Origin of the sequence: Paenibacillus lignilyticus, from assembly GCF_017942085.1 — a bacterium.
GTDB classification, from domain to species: Bacteria; Bacillota; Bacilli; order Paenibacillales; family Paenibacillaceae; genus Paenibacillus_Z; species Paenibacillus_Z lignilyticus.
Genome location: NZ_JAGKSP010000001.1, coordinates 889,882 through 914,099, shown reverse-complemented (window position 1 = coordinate 914,099; position 24,218 = coordinate 889,882). Strand labels below are relative to the sequence as shown.

22 protein-coding genes and 1 pseudogene are annotated in these 24,218 nt (G+C 48.1%); 12 read left to right on the top strand and 11 right to left on the bottom strand.

The window, feature by feature from the left end; all coding sequences use genetic code 11:
* Nucleotides 1-11 precede the first annotated feature (11 nt).
* The gene (locus I8J30_RS03960; RefSeq protein WP_210655549.1) at nt 12-1,814 is read right to left on the bottom strand and encodes a sensor histidine kinase; all 1,803 of its coding nucleotides are present in this window, start codon (nt 1,812-1,814) and stop codon (nt 12-14) included.
* Nucleotides 1,811-3,397 carry a response regulator gene (locus I8J30_RS03955; RefSeq protein WP_210655547.1) on the bottom strand — a complete coding sequence of 529 codons (1,587 nt, stop codon included), beginning with the start codon at nt 3,395-3,397 and terminating at the stop codon, nt 1,811-1,813. Before I8J30_RS03955 ends, I8J30_RS03960 begins: the two co-directional genes overlap by 4 nt.
* A 157-nt stretch (nt 3,398-3,554) precedes the next feature.
* Here I8J30_RS03955 and I8J30_RS03950 point away from each other — a divergent pair, with 157 nt between their 5' ends.
* The 4 genes from I8J30_RS03950 (at nt 3,555) to I8J30_RS03935 (ending at nt 8,259) form a co-directional block, all read left to right on the top strand.
* Nucleotides 3,555-4,475, top strand: a complete 921-nt coding sequence (locus I8J30_RS03950) for an ABC transporter permease (protein WP_420831199.1) — start codon at nt 3,555-3,557, stop codon at nt 4,473-4,475.
* 16 nt (nt 4,476-4,491) lie between these two features.
* Nucleotides 4,492-5,388 carry a carbohydrate ABC transporter permease gene (locus I8J30_RS03945; protein ID WP_240547769.1) on the top strand — a complete coding sequence of 299 codons (897 nt, stop codon included), beginning with the start codon at nt 4,492-4,494 and terminating at the stop codon, nt 5,386-5,388.
* Between the two features lie 49 nt (nt 5,389-5,437).
* The gene (locus tag I8J30_RS03940) at nt 5,438-7,021 is read left to right on the top strand and encodes an ABC transporter substrate-binding protein (RefSeq protein ID WP_210655545.1); all 1,584 of its coding nucleotides are present in this window, start codon (nt 5,438-5,440) and stop codon (nt 7,019-7,021) included.
* A gap of 95 nt (nt 7,022-7,116) precedes the next feature.
* Nucleotides 7,117-8,259, top strand: a complete 1,143-nt coding sequence (locus I8J30_RS03935) for a glycoside hydrolase family 88 protein (RefSeq protein ID WP_210655543.1) — start codon at nt 7,117-7,119, stop codon at nt 8,257-8,259.
* A gap of 57 nt (nt 8,260-8,316) precedes the next feature.
* Here the strand turns inward: I8J30_RS03935 and I8J30_RS03930 are convergent, their stop codons facing one another.
* Nucleotides 8,317-8,595: a helix-turn-helix transcriptional regulator gene (locus I8J30_RS03930; RefSeq protein ID WP_210655541.1), complete on the bottom strand. Its 279-nt coding sequence runs from the start codon at nt 8,593-8,595 to the stop codon at nt 8,317-8,319.
* Nucleotides 8,596-8,802: 207 nt separating this feature from the next.
* Nucleotides 8,803-9,000 (bottom strand): OsmC family protein, encoded by a 198-nt coding sequence (locus I8J30_RS03925; protein ID WP_338044798.1) that lies wholly within the window; start codon nt 8,998-9,000, stop codon nt 8,803-8,805.
* 293 nt (nt 9,001-9,293) lie between these two features.
* Between I8J30_RS03925 and I8J30_RS03920 the strand changes: the two genes are divergently transcribed.
* Nucleotides 9,294-9,674 carry a hypothetical protein gene (locus I8J30_RS03920; protein ID WP_210655539.1) on the top strand — a complete coding sequence of 127 codons (381 nt, stop codon included), beginning with the start codon at nt 9,294-9,296 and terminating at the stop codon, nt 9,672-9,674.
* Between the two features lie 777 nt (nt 9,675-10,451).
* Here the strand turns inward: I8J30_RS03920 and I8J30_RS03915 are convergent.
* Nucleotides 10,452-12,050, bottom strand: coding sequence for a peptide ABC transporter substrate-binding protein (locus tag I8J30_RS03915; RefSeq protein ID WP_210655536.1), 1,599 nt, complete (start codon nt 12,048-12,050; stop codon nt 10,452-10,454).
* Between the two features lie 318 nt (nt 12,051-12,368).
* Here I8J30_RS03915 and ahpC point away from each other — a divergent pair, with 318 nt between their 5' ends.
* The 5 genes and pseudogenes from ahpC to I8J30_RS03890 all read left to right on the top strand — a co-directional run bounded on the left by ahpC (nt 12,369) and on the right by I8J30_RS03890 (nt 17,174).
* The gene (gene ahpC, locus I8J30_RS03910; RefSeq protein ID WP_210655534.1) at nt 12,369-12,932 is read left to right on the top strand and encodes an alkyl hydroperoxide reductase subunit C; all 564 of its coding nucleotides are present in this window, start codon (nt 12,369-12,371) and stop codon (nt 12,930-12,932) included.
* 137 nt (nt 12,933-13,069) lie between these two features.
* Nucleotides 13,070-14,599, top strand: a complete 1,530-nt coding sequence (gene ahpF / locus I8J30_RS03905) for an alkyl hydroperoxide reductase subunit F (RefSeq protein ID WP_210655532.1) — start codon at nt 13,070-13,072, stop codon at nt 14,597-14,599.
* Nucleotides 14,600-14,761: 162 nt separating this feature from the next.
* Nucleotides 14,762-14,914, top strand: a pseudogene (locus tag I8J30_RS03900) (peroxiredoxin); the annotation flags it as partial.
* A gap of 14 nt (nt 14,915-14,928) precedes the next feature.
* On the top strand, nt 14,929-16,458 hold the full coding sequence (gene ahpF, locus I8J30_RS03895) for an alkyl hydroperoxide reductase subunit F (RefSeq protein WP_210655530.1): 1,530 nt from the start codon (nt 14,929-14,931) through the stop codon (nt 16,456-16,458).
* Between the two features lie 182 nt (nt 16,459-16,640).
* Nucleotides 16,641-17,174: a P-loop nucleotide/nucleoside kinase family protein gene (locus I8J30_RS03890; RefSeq protein WP_210655528.1), complete on the top strand. Its 534-nt coding sequence runs from the start codon at nt 16,641-16,643 to the stop codon at nt 17,172-17,174.
* Nucleotides 17,175-17,288: 114 nt separating this feature from the next.
* On the opposite strand, the gene I8J30_RS03885 is transcribed toward I8J30_RS03890, so the two are convergent.
* Nucleotides 17,289-18,197: an NADPH-dependent F420 reductase gene (locus I8J30_RS03885; protein WP_338044814.1), complete on the bottom strand. Its 909-nt coding sequence runs from the start codon at nt 18,195-18,197 to the stop codon at nt 17,289-17,291.
* A 129-nt stretch (nt 18,198-18,326) separates the two neighbouring features.
* Between I8J30_RS03885 and I8J30_RS03880 the strand changes: the two genes are divergently transcribed.
* Nucleotides 18,327-18,935, top strand: a complete 609-nt coding sequence (locus I8J30_RS03880; RefSeq protein WP_210655524.1) for a TetR/AcrR family transcriptional regulator — start codon at nt 18,327-18,329, stop codon at nt 18,933-18,935.
* Nucleotides 18,936-19,056: 121 nt separating this feature from the next.
* On the opposite strand, the gene cyoD is transcribed toward I8J30_RS03880, so the two are convergent.
* The 5 genes from cyoD to I8J30_RS03855 form a co-directional block, all read right to left on the bottom strand.
* Complete coding sequence (cyoD, locus tag I8J30_RS03875; RefSeq protein WP_420831198.1) at nt 19,057-19,398, bottom strand: cytochrome o ubiquinol oxidase subunit IV; 342 nt, start codon at nt 19,396-19,398, stop codon at nt 19,057-19,059.
* 3 nt (nt 19,399-19,401) lie between these two features.
* Nucleotides 19,402-20,004, bottom strand: coding sequence for a cytochrome o ubiquinol oxidase subunit III (gene cyoC / locus I8J30_RS03870; protein ID WP_210655522.1), 603 nt, complete (start codon nt 20,002-20,004; stop codon nt 19,402-19,404).
* Nucleotides 20,004-21,971, bottom strand: a complete 1,968-nt coding sequence (locus I8J30_RS03865; RefSeq protein WP_240547768.1) for a cbb3-type cytochrome c oxidase subunit I — start codon at nt 21,969-21,971, stop codon at nt 20,004-20,006. The genes cyoC and I8J30_RS03865 overlap by 1 nt, the downstream gene beginning before the upstream one ends.
* A 17-nt stretch (nt 21,972-21,988) precedes the next feature.
* Nucleotides 21,989-23,032: a ubiquinol oxidase subunit II gene (gene cyoA, locus I8J30_RS03860; RefSeq protein WP_210655518.1), complete on the bottom strand. Its 1,044-nt coding sequence runs from the start codon at nt 23,030-23,032 to the stop codon at nt 21,989-21,991.
* A gap of 157 nt (nt 23,033-23,189) precedes the next feature.
* Nucleotides 23,190-23,438, bottom strand: a complete 249-nt coding sequence (locus tag I8J30_RS03855; protein ID WP_210655516.1) for a hypothetical protein — start codon at nt 23,436-23,438, stop codon at nt 23,190-23,192.
* 207 nt (nt 23,439-23,645) lie between these two features.
* Between I8J30_RS03855 and I8J30_RS03850 the strand changes: the two genes are divergently transcribed.
* Nucleotides 23,646-24,215, top strand: coding sequence for a TetR/AcrR family transcriptional regulator (locus tag I8J30_RS03850; protein ID WP_210655514.1), 570 nt, complete (start codon nt 23,646-23,648; stop codon nt 24,213-24,215).
* The last annotated feature ends 3 nt before the right edge of the window (nt 24,216-24,218 follow it).

The window sequence follows — 24,218 nt, the reverse complement described above, 5'->3', positions numbered from 1 at the left end:
AAAGGCATGCATCACCCGGATGACAATTTTTGAACGGGAATCCGGATCGTTACCTGCGTGCCGCGACCCGGTTCGCTATGGAAAGCGAGTCCGAAATCGATTCCGTAAAATAGCCGGATCCTCTCGTGAATGTTACGGAGTCCGTATCCGCTATCTCTCGTTCGGTTATCCGAATTGTCCGTAAGCAACATTCCGACCATTTCGGTTTGCATGCCTACGCCGTCATCGGACACCTTAATGACGATGTCTCCTCTCTCGAGCCCCCCCGTAATCCGAATCTCGCCCGCTTCCGAATCTTTGCACAAAATCCCATGAATGATGGCGTTCTCCAAAATCGGCTGTAGCGTGATTTTCAAAATTCCATAATCATGGATTTCTTCATCGACATCAACGACCAATTGAATTTTATTGACGTAACGAGCAGTTTGCACTTGCATGTAGCTGCTCGCGTGAAGCAGCTCGTCCCGAATGGAGATGACCGTTTTTCCCATGCTCAAACTTAATTTATAAAACTTCGAAAGTGAAGTCACAACCTGCTCGATCTGGTCGTTCATTCCGCTTCGGGCCATCCATTTCATCATATCTAATGTGTTATACAGAAAATGGGGATTGATCTGCGCCTGCAATGCTCTCAGCTCTGCGTTCTTGACCTCCTGTCCCGAAAGATATTGCTCCTCGAGCAGCAATTCGATCTTGCCAACCATGAAATTGTAGTTCTCGATCAATTCCCCGAACTCGTCTTTGGAAGGAGGCAGGGAGAGCGCCGCAATATGGCCATTTTGAACGTTGCGCATTTTGCGCATGATCTGAGTGAGACGGGACGTCATGTAGTTGGAGATTACAATGGACAATAGAAAAGCGATCAGGGCGATGGCAATGAGCAAGAGAACGGATTTCCTTAACATCAGCTTGCTCTCGGAGGCGATTTCTTTAAGCGGAATCGCCGTCACCATGTACCAGTCCGTATCGGGAATTCGTCTGCTTTCGAGATACATGCTGGCGGATGTATGGTCCACTTTAACGAAATGCGGACCTTTTTCTGCGGAACTCGCCGTCTCCGCAAGATCGATGTTGTATTGCTGCTGAAGCTTAGGATTCGAGCTGGCGACGATTTCGTTGCTTGAATTCTGGATATAGGTCAGGCTGTTGCGGATCGGCGAGGCGTTGTTTAGAACGTCGACGATAGCCGATTCTGGAATGTCTAATCTGACGATTCCCAGAAATTCGGAAAAATCATTCTGGTTGCGAATCGGTCGAAGAACGGACAACGTTCTGGACGAAAGAGATTCGCTTTCGAAGTACGAGCCCGGTGCCCAGAGAATGCCTTTTCCGCTGTCCATTAATCGTTTAAACCAGGCGGTTTTCTTTGCGGCACCCAAGCTGAATAAATTCCAATTTTCCTCTGAATAAAACAGCTGATCGTTGACGTATAGTTTCACGCTGCTAATATCCTGCTCATTTTCAAACGAAGACAAGAACGGGCGGATATTGAGAAAATCTTTATATTGCGTAAAAAAGTCGGCGGCGCTTGCCTCACTCGTCATGACGTCGTTTAGCATTTTCTCAGATACGAGGATATCACTCGCCGCGCGAATTCTTTGAAATTTATAGGCGAGAAATGAGAAGGACTGGTCGAAATTCCGGGTGACCGAGAACGTCGTTCGATCCAAAAATTGCTTATAGGCCTGTTCCGAAGACAGATAGAAGTAACCGCCGAGTGGGATGACGATCAGTGCTAAAAAGGATAGAATAAGCTTGTTTTTGAGCTTCAATTCATAAAAAAAGCGAAATGCTCCCATTAACGTTCGCTTCATTCCACTAAATCCTCCCTGTATTCCGAAGGATTCTTCCCTGTAAGCTTTCGGAAGCACTTCGCGAAATAATCTCCGTTGCTGTAGCCTACCCGGGCGGATACATCGGAGATTTTAAGCGAAGCATCGCGAAGAAGAGCTTTCGCTTGTCCGACACGGTACTCCGTTAAATATTGGTTGATCGTGCGGCCCGTCTCCTGCTTGAACCGATTGCACAGGTAAGAAGCAGTCAGCAATGTATGAGCGCTTATCCGTGCAATGGACAATTCTTGGTCTGCGTAATGAGAATGAATGTAATCGAGAATGCCGTCTACGACGCTACTGTAAGGCGAGCGTTCCTTCAAGAGGGAGGCGTAACGTTCAATCTTCTTTACGAGAAATTCTCTCAGTTCGCTTAGTGTATTGAAATCGCTCATTAAATTCCATAGATAATTCGAGCTGTCTGCATTGTCGAACAAACGGATTTCTTTTTCTCCGGCGGCACGAACGACGACGAGCAGGAGCTGGAAGTATATTTCCTTGACGCTGTTCACCGTCGTGTTCTTATGTTGCTTAATATCGAAGGTCAGGCTATGGATAAGTCTAATCGCAAGGCGGGTTTCTTGTTTGGCAAGATGCTCGCCGAATGAGGTAATCAATTGGGAATTTAACGAATAGGAGGGCGTGTTATTCTCGCTATATCCGTATAAAGAATAGCCGTTATAGAACATATGTTGCAGGACGATCGCTGCCGTCCGATAAGATTGCTCCGCGTTAGCCAGGCCGACAACCGGCTTGCCAACAGCAATGAACACCGCTTCCTTCGCGGGCAAAACGTCCAGCAAGTTGGAAGCGAAACGGTCGACTTGATCCTGAAGCTCTTCCGAATGGCCGGACGCAGCATATAGATGCACGATGATGTGGTGTTTGTCCTTAACGGCGGCGAGGCCGGTCGTGTCCGGGGCCGTTAGCAATCCGGATGCCAGGTTGTATATATAGTCAGCCATCGTTTCAGCCTGCTCCTGATTCCCAGAGGCGGACATGGAACGGATTTTAATCAATAAAGTTTGTAACCGCAGTTTGGCGGGAAATGAAATAGATGCTAATTGGCACATTTCTTCAATACGTTCTTTGTTCGATTGGGACTTCGTGATGGCGATCGCCATTTCGCTCAAGATGAGTGGAACGGCAGCGACGATCGTGCTCTTCTCCGCATTGGGGTTTTTGAGAAGCTCTCGATAATGGGATACTGCCAGCCGAACCGCTTCTGTCATCTCCGGGAGGTCAATCGGTTTCTCGACGTAGGAAACTGCCCTCAGCTTGATGGCCGACTTCAAATATTCCTTGTCGGAGAATCCGCTCATGAAAATAATGTGGCAATTCGGCTCTGTTTCTCTGTAAGCGGTTGCAAAATCAATCCCATTCATCTTGGGCATTCGCACATCGGTTAAAAGCATTTGGGGACGTTCCCGCCTAGCGATTTCCAACGCTTTGCTCCCATTGCTCGCTACTAGCACGGTTTCCACGCCAAGCGATTGCCAAGGTAGGGACTCGTAAATTCCTTGCAGCGTAAACGGATCATCATCCGCGATCAACACTTTCAGCATGTATTCAGCTCCCCCTCATTGAGAAGACAGTTTTCTCAACAGTACAATATTTTTGGCTATATTACAATTCTGTCGGGTTCATTTGAAAACGAAGAATCGGCATACTAGAAACATAGCTATCCAAGAATGAACTACATAGAACAGGGGGATTAACGCAGTGAAACGTGAATCATTGCTTCGGCATCTAGTGAAAAATCGGCTTCTGGTGTTGATGTCGTTGCCGGCCATCGTTTTTTTTATCGTATTTAGTTATTTGCCTATTGCCGGTTTGGTTATCGCTTTCAAACAGTACAATTACCGCGATGGCATCTTCGGCAGCCCATGGGCAGGTATTGACAATTTTCAGTTTTTCTTTATTTCAGGAAAAGCCTGGCTTGTTACGAGCAATACGTTTCTGTATAATCTAGCGTTCATTATCATTAACAACCTACTTGAGATTGTGCTTGCAGTCGCACTCGTCGAAATTTCGAGCAATTGGCTTCGTAAAGTGATGCAATCGATGCTGTTCCTTCCGTATTTCGTATCCTGGGTGACGGTAGGGCTGTTGTTCTTCGGTTTTGCGAACTTCGATTCGGGTATCGTGAACAGCTTGTTGCAGACATTTGGCGCGGAGCCGATCGATATTTACAATACGCCAGGTTATTGGCCGATCATGATCGTGCTCGTAAGCGCTTGGAAAGCGGTGGGTTACGGGATGATCTACTATATGGCGGCGATTATGGGCGTCGATCCCGAAATCTATGAAGCGGCCGAAATCGACGGAGCGAATATTTTTCGCAAAATTTGGCATCTGACGATTCCGTACTTGATTCCGACAGTTGTCATCTTGCTGCTGCTGGCGGTCGGGAACATATTTCGAGGCGACTTCGGCTTGTTCTATCAGCTCGTCCAGAACAATGGAGTTCTGTTCGATAAAACCGACGTCATCGACACCTTCGTCTTCCGTTCACTGCTCATGACGAGGGAAGAGGGAATGGCCGCTGCGGCCGGTTTCTATCAATCCGTCCTTTGCTTCGTTACGATTATGATGGCGAACTTCGCTGTAAAAAAATACAACAAAGACTACTCTTTGTTCTAGGAAGGAGAGCTTGCCGTTGAGAAAAATTACTACGGATCGGTTAACCTTCAACACCATTGCATATGTGTTAATCGGAGTTATATCCGTTTTATGCGTCATCCCGTTCATCATGGTCATCTCCTCGTCCTTCACGAGCGAACAGACGATTGTGGCAAGCGGTTACACGCTTCTGCCGAAGGACGTGACGGTAGAAGCTTACCGGGTTGCGCTGAAAGACCCGATGCTGATGCTAAGAGCGTATAGCGTTACGATAACCGTCACGGTTATCGGCACGGTACTGAGCGTCTATTTGATGGCGATGACGGCTTATGTCATTCACAAGCGAGTGTTCAGAATTGCCAACGGTCTCGCGTTTTTCTTCTTCTTCACGACGTTGTTTAACGCAGGGCTAGTTCCTTGGTACATCTTGATTATTAAATATTTGAACCTTAAAGACAGCTTGCTCGCTCTTATCTTGCCTTCCTTGCTAAACGTGTTCTATATCATCGTCTTGAAAGCGTTCATGAGGGGAGTGCCGGAAGAGCTTAGCGAGTCCGCGTATATGGACGGTGCGAACGAATTTCGCATTTTTAACTCGATCTTGCTGCCCGTATGCAAACCGGTTCTTGCGACGGTCACGCTATTTGTCGCCTTGCATTACTGGAACGACTGGTACCTTGCGATGCTGTTCATCTCCGAAGAGCACCTTCGGCCGCTCCAGCTATTGCTTTACAACCTGGTGACGAATTCGGAGGAATTGCGCAGAGTCATGGAAGCATCGGGGGGAGGCGCTTCTGTGGATATGTCGAACCTGCCGCAAAATTCCCTCAAGATGGCGGTTACCGTCATCGCAATCGGGCCGATCATCTTACTGTACCCGTTCATTCAGCGTTATTTCGTTAAAGGGTTGACTTTAGGCGCGGTTAAAGGTTAAATCCGGTCATACCGGTTTAACATAAATACATTTTACATGGAGGGTCACTATGAGAAAGAAACAGGCAAAGTGGTTTACCGCAATGGCATTGGCAATCCTCTGCAGCATCTTTTTATCGGCATGCTCCAACAACAATGGCAATGGCAATTCCTCCTCAAGCTCTTCTGGTAGCGGTTCGGCTTCCCCGTCCGTATCGGCGAACGAGTCGGAAGCGACTCAAGAGCCGCTAGAAGAAGTGACGTTGAAAATGGTGCTGCTCGGTGATAAGCCGACGGATGCCGACGAGGTGTACACAGAGCTCAGCAAGATGGCGAAGAAAGATATTAATGCGAATATCGAGGTTCAGAACCTGAGCTGGGGAGAATGGAGTCAGAAATATCCTTTGCTCTTCTCGAGCGGCGAAGATTTCGACCTCGTCTACGTCGCGGACTGGACCGGCTATCAAGGTTACGCAGGAAAGAACGCCTTCCTTGAATTAACGGAAGATCTATTGTCCAAGAATGCGCCGATTACTTGGGAGAAAACCCCGAAAGACGCATGGGAGCAAGCCAAAGTGAATGGAAAAGTGTACGCCGTGCCGCAAGCTGTACAAGAGAACGCTTCTCACTCTTTCATGATTCGCGGCGATTTGAGAGAGAAGCACAATATACCGACGATTAAAGACATGGCCGGTCTTGAAGCTTATTTGCTGGCCGTCGCCCAGAATGAAAAAGGAATCATTCCATTCGGATTCCAGCTGTCGACGGAAATGTTCATCCAGAAGTATTTTGATAAAAACCCACAAGCATATACGAACGGATCGGACAAATCGAACAGCGCGCTGAGCTGGAACTATTTCACGAAAGATGGCATGGTCGCCCAAAACCTTTATGCCAATGACACGTATAAAAGCTTTGCCAGCGCGATGTCTAATTGGCAAAAAGCAGGCGTACTTTCCAAAAACGCGTTAACGCAAAAAGAAACGTCCGCGCAGCTTTTCCAAGCGGGTAAATCTGCTGTGGGAGCTCTGTCGCTTGACCAAGCTTCCAATGTCGTAGCCGGAATTAAAAAGACGCATCCGGAATGGAAGCCTGAAGTGTTCATGCCAAACGTCGCGATCGTGCCTGCAAGATTTACGCAGAACGGCGTGTCGATCAACGCGAATTCCAAAAATCCGGAACGCGCGCTCATGTTCCTCGATCTGTTGAAGTGGAACAAGGAGTATTTCGACTTAACTTGGTACGGTATTAAAGGCAAGCACTGGGAGCCGTCAGGCGATGACCGCTTCATCTCGTTGGCGGATGCCGCAAATTATCCGCCTTCCGGTAACGACCCTTGGGGTTGGAGAGGCACATTTGAAAGATGGAATGTGGAGCAGCCGGACGACGTCGTCGCTCAATTGAAAGGGTATAGAGAGTCGTTCCACGAATATCCGTATGGTTTGAGCTTCGTTTACAGCGATGCCAACGTCAAAAACGAAAACGCGGCAATCAATAATTTGGCGCAACAATACATGAATCCTGTTTCTGTCGGGTTGGCCGACTATGACACCGCATACGCGAAGTTCGAGAAAGCGGCTAATAAAGCGGGTCTGGAAAAAGTGCTCACGGACTTGCAAATGCAGATCGATACGTTCAAAAAAAATAATCCTTAAGTTACCAGAAGCGGCTGGACGGGATCTTTCCGATCCAGCTTTTTGCTTTTCAGACAAGAAGAATGATCCGCACATCGTATGGGGGTTATCGTGATATGAGACAACACTTAGAGCATGCTAAATTCTTTATATTGGAAAAGACGAAGAAGAACGCGTCTTCATTCGGCGACCGGCTGCCGACGAGCACGGAAGGAGGCAAATACAAGTTCGCGGACGATGGATTCTGGGTAGGCGGATTCTGGTCGGGCTTGAACTGGCTTTGCTACGAGATGTCGGAAGAAGAATCGTTCGCCGTTGCAGCGCAAGCATCCAATTGGCGCTTAACAAAGAGACTTTACGAGAAGCCGGATACGTTGGATCATGACACGGGTTTTCTCTACCTTCCGACGTTCGTGGCGCATTATAAGCTGACCGGCGATTCCTCTTCGAGGCAGATTGCTTTGGATGCGGCGGATCGATTAAAGGAACGGTTCAATGATAAGGGCAAATTCATTCAGGCATGGAACGTTTGGGTGAAGGGAGAGGCCTTCAGTGAAGAAAACCGGGGCAGGATTATTATCGATTGCATGTATAATTTGCCGCTTTTGTTCTGGGCTACGGAGGAAACGAACGACGAGGCTTACCGTAACGTTGCGGTGGCCCATGCGGACACGTGTGCAAAGACAATTATCAGGTCGGATTACACTGCGTTCCATACTTACGTGTTCGATCCCGATAGTGGAGAACCTAAATACGGCAAGACATTCCAAGGTTACTCGGACGATTCATGCTGGTCCCGGGGTCTGACCTGGGCGATCGGCGGATACGCTTATGCATACAAATATACTGGAAATACGAAATACTTGGAGATCGCCCGAAAGACGGCGGAAGCGTACATGAGCCGTGTGGAACAAGACTTCATTCCTTTATGGGACTTCTCTGTGCCTAATCGCTCGGAAGCATTGCGGGACACGTCGGCAGCGGCGATCTCGGCGGCTTCGTTGCTCGAACTGGCTGAGCATGCGGATAGCGAGGACGAAAAGCAACGTTATACGAACTTTGCTATTCAAACGCTCCTGAACTTATATGAAACATACAGCACGAGGTTTGAACCCGAGAACGAAGGCTTGCTTAACGAAGGTTGCGGCCATCACCCAGCCGGCGTCGATTTGAACTGCTCGTTAATTTACGGAGATTATTATTTCGCGGAAGCCATCGCGCGTCTGCAAGCGAATGGGAATACGAAAGGCTACTGGTGATCGGCAATGAATTCATGATTACATTCGTATAATTAGGAAAGCATCAAAAAGGCAGGTTCAATTTATTGAACCTGCCTTTTTACCTAGTTTTCTCGTTTCGCGCGGTGTTTTGCTATATTGCTTTCGATACACTCGTTCAAAGTGTGTCAATGTATTGAAACCTGCTACATGACAAACTTCGGTAACGGGAAGCATCGTAGAGCGAAGCAGATTATGAGCGAACTTCAGGCGTAGCTGCTGCAGATACTGCTGGAAAGTAAGCCCCAATGTCTGTCGAAACAGCTCGCTGAAGTACGTAGCAGACAAATGTGCGTGCGCTGCGGCTTCCTCGAGCATGAGAGGTTGACGGAAATAATGCTGAATATGAATGAGTGCTTTATAAATGCCCGGATGAATCGGAGTGCCATTGTCGGATATGATCGTTGAGAAATCGGAGGTATTATTCTGCTTTATGCTCCGCCCGCGATGCCATTCGATGTCCTTTGTTATTCGCCGATGTGCGATGTGCAGCGCATCTGTTATCTCGATGTTTTTACACCACGTTTAATTGAACGTCAATATTGCCGCGAATCGCCCTCTGGAATAGGGACATACATCATGAGCTGCTCTGGCGAGTTCCTGAGCAGTATTCCGGTCCACACCAGCCAAGGCGATGTCGAGCTTGACCGCAAGTTTGAAATGGTCTGTTTCATCTTTGCCCAGTGTTACGTGCGCTGTCACCTCTGTACGGTCGGGGTTCACTTTCCGCTCCCGACACACTACATTCAGCGCACTCTCGAAGCATGCCGCGTATCCGCCCGCGGTTATAGGTTACCCATCTTTCGTTAAATCAACAGTTGCGTACAAAGCTGTGTTTTCACGATTTTCGTGAGCGGTTTACACGTGACCTCTATAGATCCATTGTGCTAGCCTCATCAAAAGGTAAGATGCGTTAAAAAATGTAAAATATTACAAATTCTATATCGCTGCCCAAGCATTATTTCATTATTTTCATAGAATGTAGCATGTCCTCTAAGAAAGTGAGGTGAGACGTCATGCCTTTTACTACTGGTCCAGTAACGAATACTAGAGACTTTGGCACAGCTTCAACTAATATTGTTATAAGCACAAGAAATCTGGATTTGGCAAGCCCAGCAACAATTATCGCACAGATTTTTGCTTCTGTTGATTCCAGTATTTTTTATACTGCATACCATCTCTCGTATTTAGTGCCCCCAAACTCCTATGATGTTAGGGAGTTTTTTATTGCAGGAAATGTTACCTACGAGGTGCAGCTTGCTACAATGAATGTAAGCCCGCCTGCTGTATTGATGGCTGTTACTGGTATTAACGAATTCGGAAACTTAGTTGAGGAGCAACTCTTTAATCAGAATGAGCTTATCTTTATTACTTCAATGAGTCCTCCAATAGTGTAATTAACTTATTTTAATAGTACTGCCCATTTGATATGCTCCCCCAACAGCAGACAGGTGAATTAATAAAAATCTGTTGCTATAAAGGGAGCATTATTTATGTTTGAGATTCAATTCCGCTGATGTGAAACTCGCCAAAATAGAAGCGATAAAGAGAAAAGGAAAAACTTTACGTATGAACAAACGTTCCGTATCCTTATAAGGAAACATACCTTAAATAAAGGTGGTTGTTCCTTTGAGTAACGAGAATGCTTATCTTAAGAATTTTCTACAAGTAAGATTAGTTTCGGATCTCGAGAAAGCAAGAACGTATTACCAAGAAGTTCCAAGTTGACGGCTGGGGGCATGCCGAACGCGGTAATAATCTTGGCTTTATCCTTCAACAAGCTATTAAGCCGGAAGACGTTCTCCCTAATCGAAAGCCGGATAAACCAACCGGGGACGAGCAAACTTCTATAGCAATTTCGACGGGGTTGGATATTTGTTTAATGAGTTCAGCTCCAAGGGAGCAATAATTGCATACGAACCAAGAATAGAACCAATGGGAAATAGTCAGTGGAAGCATTTTGCGGTCAAGGACCTGGATGGTTACGTCATGGTTTTTGGTGGAAGTGATTAGTCAACGGTTACGTTTTTCAATCACCACAATAAATACTTGGCCCCGACTCATTCTGAAAAATCGGCTTTATAAAATAAAAGTGCTCGACTTTGCTGTAATGCAAAGTTGGGCACTTTTTGCTTTATGGAAGTAATGCGATGAAACAGCGATTTATTTATTCATTATTTAATTGAGCCTCTGGAGAATACGGTATTTCCTGCGAAATTCTTATAGACACCTTGAACATAGGATTTTTGCAGGGTGTTAACGGTAAAGTAATGGGATGGCAAAATAACCATTTGATCCAGTAACAGTTGTTCCGCTTTGTGGTAGAGCTCCATCCTTGTTTTGGCATCGAATGTTTGTTGTGCTTTACGGATATAGCCATCATAGTCGGCATTGCTCCACCCACTATCATTCATGCCGCTCCAAGAAGTAAATATATCGAGGAAGGAAGACGGATCGTTATAGTCAGCCCCCCAGCTGGCTCTGGCAATCTGATAATTTTGATCTCTGCGATTTTGTAATAATTCATACCATTCCTGAAACTCTATATTAACTTTGACTCCTAAATTCTGTCCCAACATTTGCTGCAAACCGGTTAGAAGCTCTTCGATACCCAACGTATCATTCGAAATCAATGTTACAGGCGGTAATTCATCGAGTCCTTCTTCTTCAAGCCCTTTCTTCAAGAGTTGTTTAGCCAACTTTACATTTTCCGAAATATACGCCTTATCCGAGTACTCTTCACGAAATGATTGTTTTGCGCCTTGAATACCCGGTGGTACGAAACCGTATGCAGGTGTAGCAGCAGATACAAGCTTGTCACGATGAATCGCCATTGAAAATGCACGCCGGATGTTCACATTATCGAAAGGTTTCTTGTTGACATTAAACACATAATAGAAGGTAGAAGCGATCTCGGAGACATGCAGATCTTTTATTGTGTTTGAATCAAGAGCTTGTCTGCTAATATTGGTCTGATCTGACCCCGACCAATCGATTTGATTACTCTTGTACATTTGTAATTCTTTCTCGGGGTTATCCATGATTTGAATGCGTACTTCGGTAAAATGAATCTGTTTCGCATCTGAATAGTGGCTGTTCTTCGCAAGTATGATCTGCTTGTTTGGCATCCATGCTTTCATATAGAAAGGCCCGTTAGAGACCAACGTTTTTGCGGAAGCGAACCAATTCGGGTTCGTTTTTGCAATTGATGCCGGGACCGGCGAATAGATCGGTGTAGTGAGCAGCTGCAAGAAGTAGGCAGTCTTCTCCTGCAGCGTCACTTGAAGCGTGTTGTCATCCAGTGCTTTAACGCCAACTTTAGAAACATCGATTAGCCCTTTATTGTAACTTTCGGCATTGCTAATACTGTAGAGCAAGAAAGCATAGTCGGCGTTCATTTTCGGATTCAATGCGCGCTTCCATGCATATTCGAAATCGGATGCTTTTACTTTCTGATTGTTACTCCAGTAAGCGGAAGATCGCAAATGAAATGTATACGTTTTGCCATCTTTAGAGATGTCCCACGACTTCGCCATCCCTGGCTCTGCTTGGCCGGTTTTCGTCAATCTCGTTAATCCTTCATAAAGCGCCTGTGCCACTGTGAATTCGGTGGAGTCTACAATGCGAGCCGGATCCAACGTTGAGGGATTCGTATACAGATTAAATCGAAAAGTTTGTGGTTTCGTACTTGCAGCCGGGGCTGCATATGCTCCGGTAATTAGTGAACAAATGAATATAAAGCTGATTAATAGTGCCGATAATTTCTTTTTCATGACTCCCCCTGAAATGTCTGCCATATTGTGGAAATGGATACATCTATTATCGGGGATATACTATTTTTTGTCTATATATGGATTCCTCGTTATCGACACAGCACGGTGAGCTAGAAGGGGCTGCGTAAATCGAGGCATTTTTGTATAATGATCCTAATGTAGACAATACTAGCACGTGGCAGTGGTTTCGGATGTCGAGGGTCTCGTTGAAAATAATTATCAATTAGATGCCGAAAAAGTCTTGACAAATGCTCGTCCGAGAATTAATATCAGTTTAGAATAATTTTAATTAAATGCTCTATAGGAGGAAACAAACTCATGTCTCTAATCGGAAAAGAAGTACTACCTTTCAAAGCGCAAGCATTCCAAGGCGGTAAATTCATCGAAGTATCCGACGCTAACTTCAAAGGTCAATGGAGCGTTGTTTGCTTCTATCCAGCTGACTTCACGTTCGTCTGCCCAACTGAGCTTGGCGACTTGCAAGATCAATACGCTACATTGAAATCGCTTGGCGTAGAAGTTTTCTCCGTATCGACGGATACACACTTCACGCATAAAGCATGGCACGATAGCTCGGAAACAATCGGCAAAATCGAATACATCATGATCGGCGACCCTACGCACGCGATCTCCCGCAACTTCGACGTATTGATCGAAGAAGCCGGTCTTGCTGACCGCGGTACGTTCATCATCGATCCGGACGGCGTTGTTCAATCGGTTGAAATCAGCGCAGGCGGCATCGGCCGCGATGCAAGCACGCTAGTTAACAAAATCAAAGCAGCTCAATACGTCCGCAACAATCCAGGCGAAGTTTGCCCTGCGAAATGGCAAGAAGGCGGCGCAACACTTAAACCGAGCCTTGATCTTGTCGGCAAGATCTAAGGAACGATGTAAATGACTACTGCCGCTTTGCATCCCGACGGGTGCAGGCGGTTTTTTCTTGCAATAACTGAAAATGATTCTCATTTGGAGTTTTGAAACGCGGCAATCATTTAACATCACTTGGGAGGGAATGTGAAATGGTCTTAGACCCGGAAATTAAGGCTCAACTGAATCAATACCTTGGTTTAATGGAAGGCGACGTGCATATCCAAGTCTGCGCGGGCGAGGATCAAGTATCGAAAGAAATGCTTGAGCTGATGGATGAACTTGTCGGCATGTCTTCCCGGATCAAGGTCGAGAAGGCTGATCTGCCGAGAACGCCGAGCTTTAGCGTGAACCGCCCAGGCGAGAATACGGGCATTGCGTTCGCGGGCATTCCGCTCGGTCATGAGTTTACCTCATTGGTGCTTGCGCTGCTGCAAGTCAGCGGCAGAGCTCCCAAAGTCGAGCAGGACGTAATCGATCAAATCAAGAGCATCCAAGGCGAATACCGCTTCGAGTCGTACATCAGCTTAAGCTGCCATAACTGTCCGGACGTCGTGCAGGCGCTAAATCTGATGAGCGTTCTCAACCCAGGCATTTCGCATACGATGATCGACGGCGCGGTATTTAAAGAAGAAGCCGAAAGCAAGGAAGTCATGGCGGTTCCATCCGTTTACTTGAATGGCGCGTTTTTCGGCGGCGGCCGCATGACCATCGACGAGATTTTGGCGAAAATCGGCGCGACGCGCGACGACTCCGAGCTATTCGATAAGAAGCCATATGACGTCCTTGTTGTCGGCGGCGGTCCGGCAGGCGCGAGCGCGGCGATCTATGCAGCCCGCAAAGGAATTCGCACAGGCATCTTGGCGGAGCGATTCGGCGGGCAAGTCATGGATACGGTCGGCATCGAGAACTTCATCAGCACGAAATACACCGAGGGCCCTAAGCTCGCGGCAAGCCTGGAAGAGCATGTGAAAGAGTACAACGTTGACGTCATGAAGCTGCAGCGCGCTGTGCGTTTGGATAAGAGCGACTTTATTGAGGTCGAGCTCGAGAACGGCGCTGTACTCAAGAGCAAAACCGTTATCCTCTCCACAGGCGCTCGCTGGCGCAATGTCGGCGTTCCCGGCGAAGCAGAGTTCAAGAACAAGGGCGTGGCTTATTGCCCGCATTGCGATGGTCCTTTGTTCGCCGGCAAACACGTAGCTGTCATCGGCGGAGGGAACTCCGGGATCGAAGCGGCAATTGATCTCGCTGGCATTACCAGCCATGTCACCGTTCTGGAATTCGCTCCGGAATTGAAGGCGGACGCCGTTCTTCAAGATCGTTTGTACAGTCTGCCGAACGTAACGGTGCATAAGAACGTCCAGACGAAAGAAATTACGGGTACGGACAAAGTAAACGGCATTTCCTACATCGAACGCGATACAGGTGCCGAGAAGCATGTCGAGCTAGAAGGCGTATTTGTTCAGATTGGACTTGTGCCGAATACCGACTGGCTACCTGATCATATCGAGCGGACGCGTTTCGGCGAGGTTGTCGTGAACAACCACGGAGCGACAAGCCTGCCGGGCGTATTTGCCGCGGGTGATTGCACGAACAGTCCGTATAAGCAAATTATTATTTCGATGGGTTCAGGCGCAACTGCGGCTTTAGGTGCCTTTGATTATCTCATTCGTCATTAATCCAGCTTATGCTCGCTTCCGGCCGCCTTGTATCCTACAGGATGCGGGCGGCTTTTTTATTGAGAGTGATTGATAATTGTTTTCAATTGGAAGCATAATCTTATTGACAGCGACCTATTCTATAGTTAATATTATTTTATAATAATTATAATTAATTGCGCAGCAGGCGGCATCGGCCGAGATGCAAGCGCGCTCGTGAATAAAATCAAAGCAGCACAATACGTATGCAATAATCCAGGCGAGGTTTGCCCAGCGAAATGGCAAGAGGGCGGTTCTACGCTTAAACCGAGCCTTGATCTCGTAGGCAAGATCTAAGGAGTGAATAGACGATGGTATTAGACCCCGAGATAAAATCACAGTTAAATCAATACCTTGGTTTGATGGAAGGCGACGTACTGCTCAAAGTATGTGCAGGCGACGATCAAGTATCGACAGATATGCTTGGACTGGTGGACGCGATTGCCGGCATGTCATCCCGTATCCAAGTAGAGAAAGCGGATTTGCCGAGAACGCCAAGCTTCAGCGTGAACCGTCCCGGCGAGGAGACCGGCATCGTTTTTGCAGGGATCCCGCTCGGCCATGAGTTTACATCCTTGGTACTCGCTCTGCTGCAGGTTAGCGGAAGAGCTCCCAAAGTCGAGCAGGACGTTATCGATCGGATCAAGAGCATTCAAGGCGAATACCGTTTTGAGACGTACATCAGTTTAAGCTGCCATAACTGCCCGGACGTCGTGCAGGCACTGAACCTGATGAGCGTCCTAAATGCCGGCATATCGCATACGATGATCGACGGTGCTGCATTCAAAGCGGAAGTGGAGAGCAACAACATCATGGCTGTCCCATCCGTGTTCCTAAACGGCGAGTTTTTCGGCGGCGGCCGAATGACGATCGACGAGATTTTGACCAAAATCGGCATGACGCGCGACGACTCGGAGCTGTTCGTCAAAGAGCCATATGACGTGCTAGTTGTCGGCGGCGGACCTGCGGGAGCTAGTGCAGCGATCTACGCGGCGCGCAAAGGGATCCGCACCGGCATCGTGGCAGACCGCTTCGGCGGACAAGTCGTCGATACGCTTGCGATCGAGAATCTGATCGGCATGAAATATACCGAAGGCCCCAAGCTGGCGGCTAGTCTCGAAGAGCATGTGAAAGAGTATAACGTCGACATTATGAAGCTGCAGCGCGCCGTACGTTTAGAGAAGAGAGACTTCATTGAAGTCGAGCTCGAGAACGGGGCAGTGCTGAAGAGCAAGACCGTCATTCTCTCCACCGGCGCGCGCTGGCGCAATATCGGCGTTCCGGGCGAAGAGGAGTTCAAGAATAAAGGCGTGGCTTATTGTCCGCATTGCGATGGTCCGTTGTATGCAGGCAAGCGCGTAGCCGTAGTCGGCGGAGGCAACTCCGGCGTCGAGGCGGCGATAGATCTCGCAGGCATCGCCAGCCATGTCACCGTCCTGGCATCATCTCCGGAATTGAAGGCCGACGCGGTACTTCAAGATCGTCTGTACAGTCTGGCGAACGTTACCGTACTGGTGAACGTTCAGACGAAAGAAATTACAGGGACGGACAAAGTGAACGGTATTTCCTACATCGAGCGCGTGACGGGAGCCGAGAAGCATGTCGAGCTCGAGGGCGTATTCGTACAGATCGGACTCGTTCCCAATACCGAATGGCTCGGCGATGGCCTTGAGCGGATTAGCTCCGGCGAAATTGTCGTGGACAAGCGCGGAGCAACAAGCCTGCCCGGCGTATTTGCCGGCGGGGATTGCACGGACATTCCGTACAATCAAATCGTGATCTCCATGGGTTCAGGCGCTACCGCAGCTTTGAGTGCCTTTGATTATCTGATCCGTCATTAATTGTGTTTATAGATACTTCCAAGCCGCTTGTATTCGATCTGATGCAGGCGGCTTTTTATTTGTCCTCCATCCCATCAAGCGTGAGACTCATAATGACTTGCATGGAATGACAAAATAGAAACCTATTTCCTGTTACCTTCGTCTTTGACTTTAGATAAAGAAAGGATGGAGGTCAAAGGGATATGTTTTTCTTACAAATGTCCGGTTTTCCCGGTTCGGGAAAATCAACGCTTGCCAGAGAAATTGCGAAGCGCACCAAATCGGTCATAATCGACCATGATATCGTGAAAACAGGATTGTTAGAGGGACTTGAATTAGAGTGCCAGGAGGTAGATCCCAGAAGGGCGGGAGGGGTCGCTTATCATATCGAATGGGCGTTGGTTGATTTCCACCTTTCCCAAGGACATAGCGTTATATTGGATAGTCCTTGTTTGTATGAGGTGTTGGTTGAGAAAGGAACCGCATTGTCTGACAAACATCATGTGAAATACAAGTATGTAGAATGCGTATTGAACGATATCCATGAACTGAATAATCGGCTGAAAAACCGAGAGCGAATGATGACCCAGATCGGTCCGGTCGATATACCTGAAGAGAAATGGCAAGAGGTGATCAACCGAGCCAAAAGGAAGTTACACGTGGCGTGCACCAAAGTAGACACCTCACAACCCGTTGATCATTACATTAATGATGTACTGCTGTATTTGAATAAATAATGGCTCTAAGTAGGTAAAACAACAAAAAGTGCTTAACTTTGCTCATGCAAAGTTAAGCACTTTTTTCTTACGTTCAATCATTAATAATCATCGGTTAATCCCGAGCAGTTGCTCTTAGTCCAGCCGTTTATGCTCGAATACGTGTCCTAAAATAGCTTCCGGTGATTTGCCGGTCATAAATTGAGCGATTAGTCGCTTAGTGGCTAATGCTTCCGTCCACTGGTTCGCTTCCGTCAGAACCTGGATCGCTTGGTCGAGAGTCGCGAAAAACGCTTTTTGCATCTCTTGCGCCGTTTTGAGTTCTTCTTCGCTTGACCGAATGCCTGACGATTCCGGTTTGCGCTCCTTGGTCGCTTGGGCCAGCGCTTTACGCATGTCTTCTACGCCGAGATCCGTGCAATAGGCAGGCGATCCGGGCTGTTGGCGCCAGGACTCATCCAGCCCTCCGGCATCGACCGGATCGAATCCTGCTTCGGCGACCAATTGCGATACGATCGCTTTAGCTGCAGGGTCGTCGCCGGATACAGGCAACGCGAAGCGGCCGGGTAGTTGCGATTGAATTTCTTCCGTCAAGTTATACCAATTCGTGGCATTGAACGCTTTAATAACCGGATGCTTGATTTGTTCCTCTACCCAGCGGCTTTCGGGCAACCCTTTCTCAATGGGCTCAATTGCGCCGTCGCGGTGCAAAGGGTAGTAATTGCCGGTATCGATGACAACCGCTTCAGGTGCGATGCCGGCGAGAAATTCCGCCGGTAAATTGAGAATTCCCTTTGTAGGAATGGAGACGATAATAACATCGGCGCCTTTAGCTACATCCTGTACCGTTGATGGCGTCGCTCCCGTTTCTTTGGCTAATTCGTGCAAAGCCTGGGAGTTACTCGAATTCGCAATAGAGACAGTATGTCCTTTTCGGGTGAAAATCCGTGCAAGGTTACCGCCGATATTTCCTGTACCGATAATAGCTATTTTCATCATGAACAACCTTCCTTCTTGGAATTTATCATATAGCCACTTAAATATGACTGCAGTCAGTTTAAATGTGACTGAAGTCAGTATACTCTGGTCACTTTTGTTTTGTCAATTCCCTGCGTGCGCTTTGACTAACTAAAAACCAATACAGTATAGTTGTAATAGTGGAGGGGTTACGGAATGAAGGAAAAAGAAACAAGTCGGTACCTGAAGGGGAAAGCCACGAAGAAAAAGATATTCGCCGTCGCGAAGGAGCTCATCCTAAGCAAGGGATATAGCAACGTTACGGTTGATGAAATTTGCGAGAAATGCAGCCTGTCCAAAGGGGCATTCTATATTCACTACAAGTCCAAAGAGGACATCGTCAAAAAATTATACCGAGACGATTTTTCCGAGTACATGGAGGAGCATTTCGGAAAGTATATCAATGAAAACGAAGAAGCTTCTCCGGTAGAGAAGCTCAAAACTTTTATGATGGTTGCACTGGGCTTTCCAATCATCGTTGGAGAGGAACTGACGAAACTTACGTTTGTAGTCAACCTATCTCAGAACTCAACAGAACCATCCTTTTTCTCGGACTGCATCGAGCAGGAGTTGCTGATCAAAGCGATTGCTGACGGAATATCGACGTCCATATTCAAGACGGCGTTATCCGTCGATGAAGTCGTGAATTATATTTATTCTTTTTTGACGGGAGCCTTCATCACTTGGTGTCTGTCCGATGCCGACTACGATATTGGCCAAGCCAGTGAGAAATATGTGGATACGCTGATTAAAGGCCTCCTATAATCGTCCGAAAAGGACTTGAAGCTTGAGCAATCAAGCTTTTTTTGATGCGATAAAGGCAAGCCGAGATGAGAAGAGCCGATGCCGAGCCCATTGCGTTGGGGAGGCAACGGCTCTTCCTCATTTAATACATTTTGTTATGATCCATGATCCATATGGAACCATAGACGACGACCACGACAATGATGAGGCCGAGAATGAGCGTAACGAGGTTATACCGCGGTCCTTCCTCTTCGCGCAGATGCATAAAGAACAGCAGCTGCACCGCGAATTGCAGAACCGCCGTGGCCAGCAGTACAACGACCGTCGTTGTTTTCCCGAACCAGCCGTTCATGACGGCCAGAATCGGGATAATGGTCAAGAGGATGGAGAGCGCGAAGCCGATGACGTACTCTTTGAGGGAGCCGTGGTGCTTGGCATGGCTGCCATGATTTCCGTGTCCGCCGATAGCATTATTGTGATTCACTTCTCACATCACTCCCATCAAATAAACGAATGTGAACACGAAGATCCATACGGCATCGAGAAAGTGCCAATACAAGCTTGTGATATGTACTTTTCGCTGCGTGACCGGCGTAATGCCGTGCCGGGTCAGCTGGATAATCAACGCCGTGATCCAGCAGATGCCCAGCGAGACGTGCAGTCCATGCGTACCGACAAGCGTGAAGAAACCGGATAGAAACGCACTGGTATGAATCGTATGGCCTTCGTGTACGAGCTTCAGAAATTCCGTTACTTCCATCACAATAAAGCAGGCACCGAGCAGGATCGTTACAATTAGCCAGCCTAACAGTCCTTTTCGGCTTCCCGCGTTCATAGCCAGCACAGCCAGACCGCTGGTGAAGCTGCTCGTCAGCAGGATGAACGTTTCGACGATGACGCCGGGCATTTCGAAGATTTCTTTGGCCCCCGGTCCGCCTGCGGTACTCTCATGAAGCACGAGATAGGTGGCAAACAGAGTCGCGAACAAGATACAGTCGGTGATCAAGAAAATCCAGAAGCCGAATTTACGGAGCTCTTCAAGATCGTGATGGCCATCATGTCCGGCCTCATGCGCATGCGCGTGTGCCATTAGCTAAGCCCCCTTGCATTTGCTTCCGTCCGTTGGATTTCATCTATCGGGATATAGTAATCGGTGTTGTAGTTAAACGAATGAACGAGCATCGTCAGCGCAATGCCGACGAAACCGGGAATCGCGATCCATAGCCAGTGAAATACAAGGCCAAAGCCGACTGTAAACCAGCAGATGGATTGAATAAAAGGAATCGGTGAGTTCTTCGGCATATGAATAGGCTCGAGCGCCGGCTTCTCCTTAGGCATTTTCCCTGCGGCGATGCGTTCTTTCTCCTCCCACCAATCATCTCGGTCCGTAACGAGAGGCGTCGTCGCAAAGTTATAGAGAGGTGCCGGCGATGGAATGGACCATTCCAGCGTACGGGCTCCCCACGGATCGCCGGTTGTGTCCTTTTCCATAAACTTGATGCTGTGCGCGATCTGCCATACCTGGAACAAGAAGCCGAGACCCATCAAGAAACCGCCAATGGTCGATGTGAAATTGAGCGCCCACCAGCCGGTATCCCAGTCGTACGAATTGATCCGGCGAGTCATGCCGTCAAGTCCGACCACATACTGAGGCATAAAGCAGACATAGAATCCAATATTCCATATCCAGAACGCCCATTTGCCGATAGGTTCATTCAGTTTGAAGCCGAACATCTTCGGCCACCAGTAATACAAGCCCGCAAAGTAACCGAAAGCTACCCCGCCGATGAGTACTTGATGGAAGTGGGCAATGAGGAAGTAGCTGTTATGGAACTGGAAATCCGCAGGTGCTACCGAGAGCATGACGCCGGTCATGCCGCCAACGATGAAACATGGAATGAACCCGATCGTCCACAGCATTGGCGTTGCTAACGAGATCCGTCCGCGGAACATGGTGAACAGCCAATTGAATATTTTCACGCCCGTAGGAATTGCGATGATCATCGTTGATATGGCGAAGAAGAGGTTGACGTTAGCTCCGGAGCCCATCGTGAAGAAGTGATGGAGCCAGGTGAAATACGCCATCAGACTGATGCTCATCATCGCAAACACCATGGATCCATAGCCAAACAAACGTTTCCTGGAGAAGGTTGCCACCACTTCCGAGAAAATACCGAAGGCGGGCAGAACGACAATGTATACCTCCGGATGGCCCCACATCCAGATTAGGTTGACGTACATCATGGCGTTGCCGCCGCCATCCATCGTGAAGAAATGCGCACCCAGGAAGCGGTCCAAGAACAGCAGCGCGAGCGTTACGGTCAGCACAGGGAACGCGACAATAATCGCGATGCAGCTTGAGAGTACGGACCACGTGAAGATCGGGACCCTTGACCATGTCATCCCGGGAGCACGCATTTTGACAATGGTGACAATGAAGTTAATCCCCGTCATCAGGGAACCGATCCCGGAAATTTGAACGCCCCAGATGTAGAAGTCTTCGCCTACTCCCGGACTGCCCGTCATCTCGGAGAGCGGCGGATACGACAGCCAGCCGGCATTCGCCGAACCGCCGATGACGAAGGACATATTGAACAGCATCGCGCCGAAGAAGAACAGCCAGAAGCTGAGCGAGTTGAGGAACGGGAAAGCGACGTCGCGCGCGCCAAGCTGCAACGGCACGGCGATGTTGAATAAGCCGAACATGAGCGGCATCGCCATGAATAGAATCATGATGACGCCATGCGTGGTGAACACCTCGTTGTAGTGCTCCGGCGATAGAAATTTCATTTCGGGAAAAGCAAGCTGAGTCCGCATCAGCAGTGCATCCACCCCGCCGCGGAACAGCATAAGAAGTGAAGCAATGATGTACATAATCCCGACGCGCTTATGATCGACGGTCGTCAGCCATTCCCTCCACAACCAGCCCCATTTGCCAAAATAGCTAAGCACGAAGATAATAGCCACCGTCGTCAGCGAGATTGCCACATCCGCCCCGTAGATCAACGGGTCGCCTGTGACAAAGAACCACGAGACGAAATCTTTAATTTGGTCCATCACGGAAGCCTCTCCTCTCATTTGCCATGATTCATATGCATGTTGTCCAATTTAGGATTGGCGTGCCCGGAGCCGAAGCTTTCCAAGTCGTCCGGCGCATCCTTTTGCGCGTTGTTGCCAGGAGGGAGCTGGCCGCCTTCCGAATGTTCAGTCGATTTTTCTCCACTTAGCGTTTGGGCTTTCTGCGTATATCCCGGAGGAGCTCCGCGGCTCATGGAGTAGACATGAACGATCCGCTCGAATAAGCCGGGCGGGATGGACGCGAAGGTCATCGGGCCAGAAGTGCCGGGCTTTGCAAGATTTTGATAGCCTTCTTCGGACAAAGCATTCCCGCCGGCTTTCGATTCTGCCACCCACTGATCGAATTCCGCCTGCGGAACAGCTTTGGTCTTAAAGCCCATTTTCGCGAAATCGCGGCCGGTAAAATTGGATCCGGTACCCATATAATTACCGGGCTCATCGGCTTGAAGATACATCGTCGTCGCCATGCCGGACATCGTGTAAATCATCCCTCCGAGCTGAGGCACCCAGAACCCGTTCATCGGCCCGTCTGAGGTAAGCTCGAACTTAATCGGGGTCCCCTCGGGAATGACCAGATGGTTGACGGTGGCGATGCCTTGGTCCGGATACTGGAACAGCCATTTCCAGTCCAGCGACGTTACCTGGATCGTGATCGCTTTCTTGTCGGACGTGATCGGTTTTGCCGGATCCAGCATGTACGTGTACCGTGCGGTTACAATGGCCAAGATCAAAATGACCAGGATAGGAATGCTCCACCAGATGATCTCCAGTTTGGTGCTGTGAGACCAGATCGGTTGATAAGGCGCATTGTTGCCCTTCTTGTCGCGGAAGCGCCATACGATCCAGGCCGCAATGATTAACACCGGAACCAATAGGATCAGGCAAAGCAGCATTGTGATATAGATTAGGTCACGCTGATGGATGCCGATTGGTCCTTTCGGATCGAAGACTATCATCGACTTGCAACCCGATACGAACATGGCGGTGCTTGCCAAGACGCCGCTCGTCGTCAACAGCCGTGTGAGCTTTGAAATATTCATCAGTTCCTCATCTCCTAAACATCACCTTGGATTAACTTAATTTTCCCCGGAATGCGGTTCAATATTACAACGGCAATTGCTGCAAGTCCGAGCTATATAAAGAAGGACTGCTCCCTATAGAAGGAAACAGTCCTTGTTCAAAGCAAGACTAAGCTGCCTATTCGGATTCGATTTTGCGTTTATGCACGAGGTTGATCGCCGTACCGATCGTATAGATGAACACACTGCCGACCAGACAGCCGATGCCGGTCATTAAAGAGCTATTGCTATCGCTGAAATTCTCATAATTGATGAGACACAGCGCCACACCAATTATAAATGCTAACCACGCGGCAATTTTCATGGTTAGAAACAGAGCATTTCCTTCTCGTTCCGTTTTTTCATTCGATACCGATTTCGTCGTCAATGTACGTCCACTTCCTCAAAAGGATCTATTTCATACTTTTCCTCAATAGTATGGACAGCTATTTGTTTTTTAGTTCGAAAAAGGAATGAAACCTTCTTGTACAGTCCAATGAGGTATGATATTTTGTATATAAAACTAAGAAAACTAGAATGGTTTTATGAGTTTTATAGATGTTTTCGTAATTGAAGAAGAAAAGGAAGTGGCGCGATGGAATTAAAATCAAGGGTCATGAAAGCGGCTATAGAGGTATTCGACGAGAAGGGAATTCGGTTTACGATGGACGACCTTTCGGCCAAGCTGGGCATCTCCAAACGAACACTTTATGAGCAAATAGGAAATAAGGAAGATGTTATTCGTCTGTTTATCCAAGAAGCTTTTGCAAGCATTAAGGAACAGGAGCAGCGCATTTTATCGGATTCATCCCTGGATGTGATTGAGAAGCTGAAGCGCGTTATTCCGATCATGCCTGCTGTCTCAGATGTACTCGATTACCGGCGTGTCTACGAAATCGAGAAGACGTACCCCAAGCTGTTCGCGGAGATCGAAGGCCACCTGCAGGCAGATTGGGATCAAACGATGGCTTTAATCGAAGAAGGGATTAGGCAGAAGCGGATTAAACCGATTCATCCCGTGATACTGAAGGAAATGATTGTCGGGACAATGAATCGCATGCTGAAGGACCGGTTCTTGATGGATACGAATCTGACTTACGACGAAGCGTTGAAAGAGATGATCGATATTCTGTTTACCGGTATTTTGCACGAGGCTCCGTTATAACCA